The sequence below is a fragment of the Falsiroseomonas oryziterrae genome, assembly GCF_021864505.1.
Lineage (GTDB): Bacteria > Pseudomonadota > Alphaproteobacteria > Acetobacterales > Acetobacteraceae > Falsiroseomonas > Falsiroseomonas oryziterrae.
The window spans coordinates 1-6,409 of sequence record NZ_JAKJIB010000249.1 but is presented as its reverse complement, the minus strand read 5'-3'; the positions used below and the strand labels follow the sequence as shown (position 1 = coordinate 6,409).

General features: G+C 72.8%; 8 protein-coding genes and 1 pseudogene. 2 read left to right on the top strand and 7 right to left on the bottom strand.

Annotation, left to right across the window (positions count from 1 at the left end; translation table 11 throughout):
• The 3 genes from L2I40_RS17105 to L2I40_RS17095 all read right to left on the bottom strand — a co-directional run.
• Positions 1–630: helix-turn-helix domain-containing protein (locus L2I40_RS17105; protein WP_237216404.1), on the bottom strand; the 630-nt coding region annotated here is incomplete at its 3' end.
• Between the two features lie 86 nt (positions 631–716).
• The gene (locus L2I40_RS17100) at positions 717–1,772 is read right to left on the bottom strand and encodes an NAD(P)H-dependent flavin oxidoreductase (RefSeq protein ID WP_237216403.1); all 1,056 of its coding nucleotides are present in this window, start codon (positions 1,770–1,772) and stop codon (positions 717–719) included.
• A gap of 5 nt (positions 1,773–1,777) precedes the next feature.
• Positions 1,778–3,022 (bottom strand): aspartate kinase, encoded by a 1,245-nt coding sequence (locus L2I40_RS17095; protein WP_237216402.1) that lies wholly within the window; start codon positions 3,020–3,022, stop codon positions 1,778–1,780.
• A 133-nt stretch (positions 3,023–3,155) separates the two neighbouring features.
• On the opposite strand from L2I40_RS17095, the gene ubiG reads away from it, so the two are divergent.
• Together ubiG and L2I40_RS17085 are read left to right on the top strand one after the other, a co-directional pair.
• Positions 3,156–3,875, top strand: coding sequence for a bifunctional 2-polyprenyl-6-hydroxyphenol methylase/3-demethylubiquinol 3-O-methyltransferase UbiG (gene ubiG / locus L2I40_RS17090; RefSeq protein ID WP_237216401.1), 720 nt, complete (start codon positions 3,156–3,158; stop codon positions 3,873–3,875).
• Between the two features lie 97 nt (positions 3,876–3,972).
• Positions 3,973–4,455: a hypothetical protein gene (locus L2I40_RS17085; protein WP_237216400.1), complete on the top strand. Its 483-nt coding sequence runs from the start codon at positions 3,973–3,975 to the stop codon at positions 4,453–4,455.
• Positions 4,456–4,467: 12 nt separating this feature from the next.
• On the opposite strand, the gene L2I40_RS17080 is transcribed toward L2I40_RS17085, so the two are convergent.
• The 4 genes and pseudogenes from L2I40_RS17080 to L2I40_RS17065 form a co-directional block, all read right to left on the bottom strand.
• On the bottom strand, positions 4,468–4,959 hold the full coding sequence (locus L2I40_RS17080; RefSeq protein WP_237216399.1) for a DUF1178 family protein: 492 nt from the start codon (positions 4,957–4,959) through the stop codon (positions 4,468–4,470).
• Positions 4,960–5,050: 91 nt separating this feature from the next.
• Positions 5,051–5,308, bottom strand: a complete 258-nt coding sequence (gene grxC / locus L2I40_RS17075; RefSeq protein ID WP_237216398.1) for a glutaredoxin 3 — start codon at positions 5,306–5,308, stop codon at positions 5,051–5,053.
• 31 nt (positions 5,309–5,339) lie between these two features.
• Positions 5,340–6,104 carry a ComF family protein gene (locus L2I40_RS17070; protein ID WP_237216397.1) on the bottom strand — a complete coding sequence of 255 codons (765 nt, stop codon included), beginning with the start codon at positions 6,102–6,104 and terminating at the stop codon, positions 5,340–5,342.
• Positions 6,105–6,114: 10 nt separating this feature from the next.
• Positions 6,115–6,409: pseudogene (locus L2I40_RS17065) on the bottom strand (hypothetical protein); the annotation flags it as partial.

Sequence of the window (6,409 nt, the reverse complement as noted above, 5' to 3'; positions counted from 1 at the left end):
CGGCGCGGCGGGCATGGTCGCGGCCTGGGCGGAGGTGTTGGAGCCGGCCTGGCCGATCCCGCCGGGCGGCGGGAGGGCGGCGACCGGCAGGGTGCCCGGATCGGCCGGCCGCGGCGCGGCGGCGACCTGCGGCAACTGGGTGCGCCCCTGCTCGGCGGCCTGCTCGAGCCGCGGAGGGACAGGCGGGACGACGTCGACGGTTCGCTGGCCGCCGCCCGCCAGGTTGAACCAGGCGACATAGCCGCCGACCATCAGCGCCAGGCCCGCGAGCATGGCGGCGCCGGCCGGAACGCCACGCTCGGCCACCGGCTCGGGGAAGACCAGCTTCGGCTTCTCGGCCACCGGCAGGGTGGAGTCGCGGAACCTGCGCGCCATCTCGTCGCCGCCGAGGCCGAGGGCGGCGGCATAGCTGCGCACGAAGCCGACGGCATAGGCGGTGCCGGGCAGGTCGGAGAGCCGGCCCTCCTCCAGCGCTTCCAGATAGGCGCGCCGGATGCGCAGGCGGGTCGCCATGTCCGGCACGGACAGGCCAAGCGCCTCCCGCGCCTCGCGGAGTTCGGCGCCGATGCGCACGGCCTCGCCGGGCGCCGGCTCGGGGTGCTTCGGAATGCGCTTCAGATCGTAGGGCACGGGAGGGACACCTAGCGCGCGGACCGGGCGTCCGCAAACCGAATCGTGATGGAAAAATCCTGTGTCATTTCTGCTTCGCCCGGAACTCAGGCAGCCGGGCGCCGCCGGCTGGCCAGGGCGGCGGCAGCCTGCCAGACGAGCTCGCGGACGATCTCGGCGGCCGGCTGCTCGCGCGTGACCATGCCCACGCTCTGCCCGGCCATCAGCGAGCCGTTCTCGACGTCGCCGTCGATCACCGCGCGGCGCAGCGCGCCGGCCCAGAAATGCTCGATGTCGAGCTGGGCGGCTGCCTTCTCGACCTCGCCGGCGAGGTAGCGGCGGATGGTGGCCGCCTGGTGCTCCAGGAAGCGCTTCGTGCCCTCGTTCTGCAGGGCGCGGACGGGGATGACCGGGAAGCGCTCGTCGAGCTGCACGGTCGGCAGCGCGTCGCGCGCGGCGCCGCGGATGAAGGCCTGCTTGAACTTCGGATGGGCGATGGACTCGGTGGCGCAGACGAAGCGCGTGCCGAGCTGCGCACCCGCCGCGCCCATCTCGAGATAGGACAGGATGGCCTCGCCCCGGCCGATGCCGCCGGCCACGAAGACCGGCACGTCGCGGATATGGGGCAGGATCTCCTGCGCCAGGACGTTGAGGCTGACCGGGCCGATATGGCCGCCCGCCTCGCTGCCCTCGATCACCAGCGCATCCGCGCCGGAGCGGACCAGCTTCTTCGCCAGCGCGAGCGCGGGGGCGAAGCAGATCACCTTGGCCCCGCCCTCCTTCGCCGCCTTGATCGCGCTGCCGGGGGGGATGCCGCCGGCGAAGACGATATGGCCGACCTTGTGGGCGAGGCAGACCTGCACGAGCTCGTCGAGCTTCGGGTGCATGGTGATCAGGTTCACGCCGAAGGGCTTTTGCGTAAGCGCCTGCGTGCCCTTGATCTCCTCGGCGAGGCGGGGCGGATCCATCGCGCCGCAGGCGATCACGCCGAAGGCGCCGGCGTTGGACAGCGCCGCGACGAGGTTGCGCTCGCTCACCCAGGACATGGCGCCGCCCATGATGGCGTAGCGCGTGCCGAAGAAGGCGGCACCGCGCGCCATCAGCGCGTCGATCTCGGCCAGCGCCCAGTCGGGCGGCGGGGTTTCCTGCGGCAGCGCGTCCATGATGCTCAGTCCTCGCCGCGCCGGGCGGGTTCCGGCCCGTCGAGGCCATAGGCGGTATGCAGCGCGCGCACGGCGAGCTCGGTGTAGTCCACCGGGATCAGCACGCTCACCTTGATCTCGCTGGTCGAGATGACCTGGATGTTGATGCCCTTTTCGGCCAGCGCCTTGAACATCGTGCTGGCGACGCCGGCGTGCGTCCGCATGCCGATGCCGACGACGGAGATCTTCGCCACCTCGGGGTCGGCGACGAGCGCCTCGTAGCCGATCGCCTCGCGCCCCTTCTCCAGGATGTCCTTCGCCCGCGGCAGGTCGGCGCGGCCGACGGTGAAGGTCATGTCTGTCGTGCCGTCGGCGCCGATGTTCTGGACGATCATGTCCACGTTCACGTTGGCCGCCGCCATCGGCCCGAACACATGGGCGGCGATGCCGGGCCGGTCCGGCACCCGGCGCAGCGTCACCTTCGCCTCGTCGCGCGAATAGGCGATGCCGGACACGATGGGCTGTTCCACGATCTCGTCCTCGTCCACCACCAGGGAGCCTGGCTTGTCCTCGAAGCTGGAGAGCACCTGCACACGCACGCGCTGCTTCATCGCCAGCTCGACGGAGCGGGTCTGCAGCACCTTGGCGCCCACCGACGCCAATTCCAGCATCTCCTCGTAGGAAATCCGCTCGAGCTTGCGGGCGCGCGGCACGATGCGGGGGTCGGTCGTATAGACGCCGTCCACGTCGGTGTAGATGTCGCAGCGATCGGCCTTCACCGCCGCCGCCACCGCGACCGCCGAGAGGTCGGAGCCGCCGCGGCCGAGCGTCGTCACCCGGTTGCGGCCGGGCTCGATGCCCTGGAAGCCGGCGATTACGGGCACCTGGCCCTCGCGCATCCGCTCGATCAGCAGGCGACCGTCGATGCTCTCGACCCGCGCCTTGCCATGCGCGGCGTCGGTGACGATCGGGATCTGCCAGCCCTGCCAGGAGCGGGCATCGACGCCGATGGTCTGCAGCGCGATCGCCAGCAGGCCGATGGTCACCTGCTCCCCGGTCGCGACCACCGTGTCGTATTCGCGCGCGTCGTGCAGCGGCGACAGCTCGGAGCACCACTTCACCAGCTGGTTGGTGGCCCCCGCCATGGCGGAGACGACGACGGCGACCTCGTGGCCGGCCTCGACCTCCCGTTTCACCCGGGCCGCGACGTTGCGGATGCGGTCGAGGTCGGCGACGGAGGTGCCGCCGAACTTCATGACGATGCGGGCCATATGCGGGTCCGGAGGCCTTCGGCTCGGTTCTGCCAGGTGGGATAAGGAGGGCGGCCCCTGTTGCGCGCCTCCGGGGGCGCTCAGATAACCGTCGCGCGAGCGGGCCGCAACCGCTCCGCAGCAGGATGCAGGCATGACCACGGCCGTCGAAGGCGAGATCCGGAAGTTCGACGCCCTGGCGGGGCGCTGGTGGGACCCGTCTGGGCCGATGAAGCCGCTGCACCGGATGAACCCGCTGCGGACCGGCTGGATCGGCGCCCGGATCGCGGCGGCCCATGGCCGGACGGGGCGGGACCTGTCGGGCCTCTCGATCCTCGATGTCGGCTGCGGCGCCGGGCTGGCCAGCGAGGCCTTCGCGCGCATGGGCGCGCAGGTGACAGGTCTGGATGCGGCCGGGGAGGCGCTGGAGGCGGCGCGCGCCCATGCCGAGGCCGGCGGGCTCGAGATCGACTACCGGGAGGGCACGCCGGAGGAACTGGCCGCCGAGGGGGCGCGCTTCGACGCGGTGGTGGCGCTCGAGGTCATCGAGCATGTCGAGGACAGGCCAGCCTTCTGCGCCGCGCTGGCTGCGCTGGCGAAGCCGGGCGGGGGCCAGATCTTCCTGTCCACCCTGAACCGCACGGCACGGTCCTTCCTGATGGCCAAGGTCGGGGCCGAATACGTGCTGCGGATGCTGCCCGTCGGCACGCATGACTGGCGGATGTTCGTCACCCCGGGCGAGCTGGGCACCGAACTGCGCCGGGCCGGGCTGCAGGTGACCGACATCGCCGGGATGACCATGGACCCGCTGACCGGGCGCTGGCGGGAAAGCCGGGACCTCGGCGTGAACTACCTCATGGCGGCGCGGAGATAGGCCCCCGCGCGGCACGCGACGCCGCGCCCCCCGGACATGCGCTAGTCTCGCCCAGGCACCGCGACTCGGGCGCGGCCATGCCAGGGAGGAACGGCGCATGTTCTCGGTCGGGCAGCGGGTCTGGCACCGCGACGGGAAGCGCGGCGGCAAGGTTCTCGAGGTCGAGGGCGACCTCGTCTTCATCGAGCAGGACAACGGCGCGGAAGCCGAGTTCAGGGCCCGCGACCTGACGGCGACGCCGCCCGCCGCGGCCCGGCCGGCCGCCGCGCCGCCGGCCGGCGAACCCGGGGGCGGCAACTATCTGCAGCCGCACCGCAGGCTGATCATGGCCGACATCACGCCCGAGCACGCGCGGGTGCTCGGCCTGGTGCCCGCACGGACGGTGCAGGCGGTTGCCGCACTCTATGAGAAGCGGAACCCGGGCCGGCGCTTCAGCGGGCTCGACGTCGCCGGCAAGCTGAACGCCATCGCGGAGATCACCGCCGTGCCCTATCGCACCATGCGCGAATACGCCGACCGGCCCGGCGAGATGGGATTGGTCATGGGCAAGGGCCTCGCCGACAGCCAGAGGGCGGGCTGAGGTGGGCCGAGGTCACCCGTCCGCGCGCGGCACCCAGGGCAGGCGTGCGACATCGATGCCGTCCTCGGCCAGGGCCTCGGCCTCGGCGTCGGTGGCCTCGCCATAGATCCCGCGTGGCTCGACCTCGCCATTGTGGATCTTGCGCGCTTCCTCGGCGAAGTCCTTGCCGACGTAGTCGCAGCTCTTTTCCACCTCCGCGCGCAGGCGCTGCAGCATGGCGACCATCTGGGCCGGCATGGGACCGGCGGCCATCGCCTGGCCCTGGATCTGCCCCTGGGGCTGCGGCGCCGGCGCCTCGGCCGCGGGCTGTGGCGGCGCGGGGGGCTTCGCCTTCTTCCGGCTGGAGACCACGGCCGGCGCCATCAGGGCGCGCTCCACCGCGGTGCTGCCGCAGACGGTGCACTCGACAAGCCCGGCCTTGGCCAGCTTCTCGAAGCCGGCGCTGTCCTGGAACCAGCTCTCGAACTCGTGCCCCGCGTCGCAACGCAGCTTGTAGTGGATCATCCCGTCATCCTGGCCGCCCCATGTGGCGACCATGTGTCATGTGGCACTCTGCGGCGGAGAGTGCCAGGGGAGAAAACGGCAGGCGCCGGCGTCAGGCGGCGAGCAGCGGATCGAGGCCGCCGCGGCGATCAAGCGCGACCAGGTCGTCGCAACCGCCGATGTGCTGCCCGTCCACGAAGATCTGCGGGACGGTGGTGCGGCCGCCGGAGCGCCTGATCGCCTCCGCACGCTCGGCGGAGCCGTTGGGGGCGTATTTCTCCTCGAAGGGCACGCCCTTCTGGCGGAACAGCGCCACCGCGCGCGCGCAATAGGGGCAGAAGTCCTGGACGTAGATCTCGACCTTGGCCATGCGGCTCAGGTCGTCCCGCCCGCGCGGCTCGTCAAGCGGAACGGCCGGACTCGAGGCGCGGATCGGGAACGCGTGCCGCGGCGAGCACATCCACCCCCACGGCACCTGCCGCCAGCAGGATGCGCGCGCAGGCCTCGGCCGTGGCGCCGGAGGTCATGACGTCGTCCACCAGCAGCACGCGGCGCCCCACGAGCCGATCGCGCGCGCGCGGGGCGACGGCGATGGCGCCGGCGAGCAGCGCGGCGCGGTCCGTGGCGCTGCGGTGCTCGAGCGCAGGCGTCGGGCGGGTGCGGCGGAGCAGGTCGGGAATCCAGGGCTTGCCGGCGATGGTGCCCAGACGCCGCGCCAGCAGCGCCGCCTGGTTGTAGCGTCGCGCGGCGAGCCTCCAGCGATGCAGGGGCACCGGCGCAATGAGGTCCGCGCTGGCCAGCAGCTCGGCCCCGGCGCGGGCCATGCGCGCCGCGAGCGGCGCGGCCAGTTCGGTGCGGTCGGCGTGCTTGAAGGGCAGCAGGAGGCGCTTCGCCCCTTCGTCGTAGCGCAGCGCGGCGCGCGCGGCGTCGTAGGCCGGCGGATGCGCGTGGCAGGACGGACAGAGCCCCGCGGCGTCCCCCTGCCCCGCATGCAGGAAGGGCACGCCGCAGCGGCGGCAGAAGGGCGGCGTCAGCAGGTGCAGCCGGCCCCAGCAGGCGGCGCAGAGCGTGCCCTGCGCCTGCACCGGGTCGTCGCAGGTCAGGCAGGAGGGCGGCAGCAGCGCGTCGAGCACCGCCACCCCCAGCCGCCGGAGACCCTGCCTCATCCGCGGCGCGCTACCAGGCGCCGAACCGGGCATCCCCGTCGCGCTCGACCTGATGGACCAGGTCCACCTCCCAGGAGAGGTAGTCGCGCATCGCCTGCTCGACACCGTGGTTGCGGTCGTAGGGACGGAGATAGGCGTCCACGCAGGCCTCGTCGGGCGGGTCGGCACGGTCGGCGGCGACCGGGAAGCCGGCCGCCTTCCAGGCCTCGAAGCCGCCGTCGAGCGCGGCGACGGGCGTCCGGACGAGGCCGCGCAGCTCCTCGACCGCCAGCGCCGCCAGCGTCGGGTCGGGCGCGGCGACCACG

Bases quoted from the DNA above. Each gene is read 5' to 3' on its own strand.
- L2I40_RS17085 (WP_237216400.1), top strand. From the start codon at position 3,973: ATGTTCTCGGTCGGGCAGCGGGTCTGGCACCGCGACGGGAAGCGCGGC.
- ubiG (WP_237216401.1), top strand. From the start codon at position 3,156: ATGACCACGGCCGTCGAAGGCGAGATCCGGAAGTTCGACGCCCTGGCG.
- L2I40_RS17095 (WP_237216402.1), bottom strand. From the start codon at position 3,022: ATGGCCCGCATCGTCATGAAGTTCGGCGGCACCTCCGTCGCCGACCTC.
- L2I40_RS17080 (WP_237216399.1), bottom strand. From the start codon at position 4,959: ATGATCCACTACAAGCTGCGTTGCGACGCGGGGCACGAGTTCGAGAGC.
- L2I40_RS17100 (WP_237216403.1), bottom strand. From the start codon at position 1,772: ATGGACGCGCTGCCGCAGGAAACCCCGCCGCCCGACTGGGCGCTGGCC.
- L2I40_RS17070 (WP_237216397.1), bottom strand. From the start codon at position 6,104: ATGAGGCAGGGTCTCCGGCGGCTGGGGGTGGCGGTGCTCGACGCGCTG.
- grxC (WP_237216398.1), bottom strand. From the start codon at position 5,308: ATGGCCAAGGTCGAGATCTACGTCCAGGACTTCTGCCCCTATTGCGCG.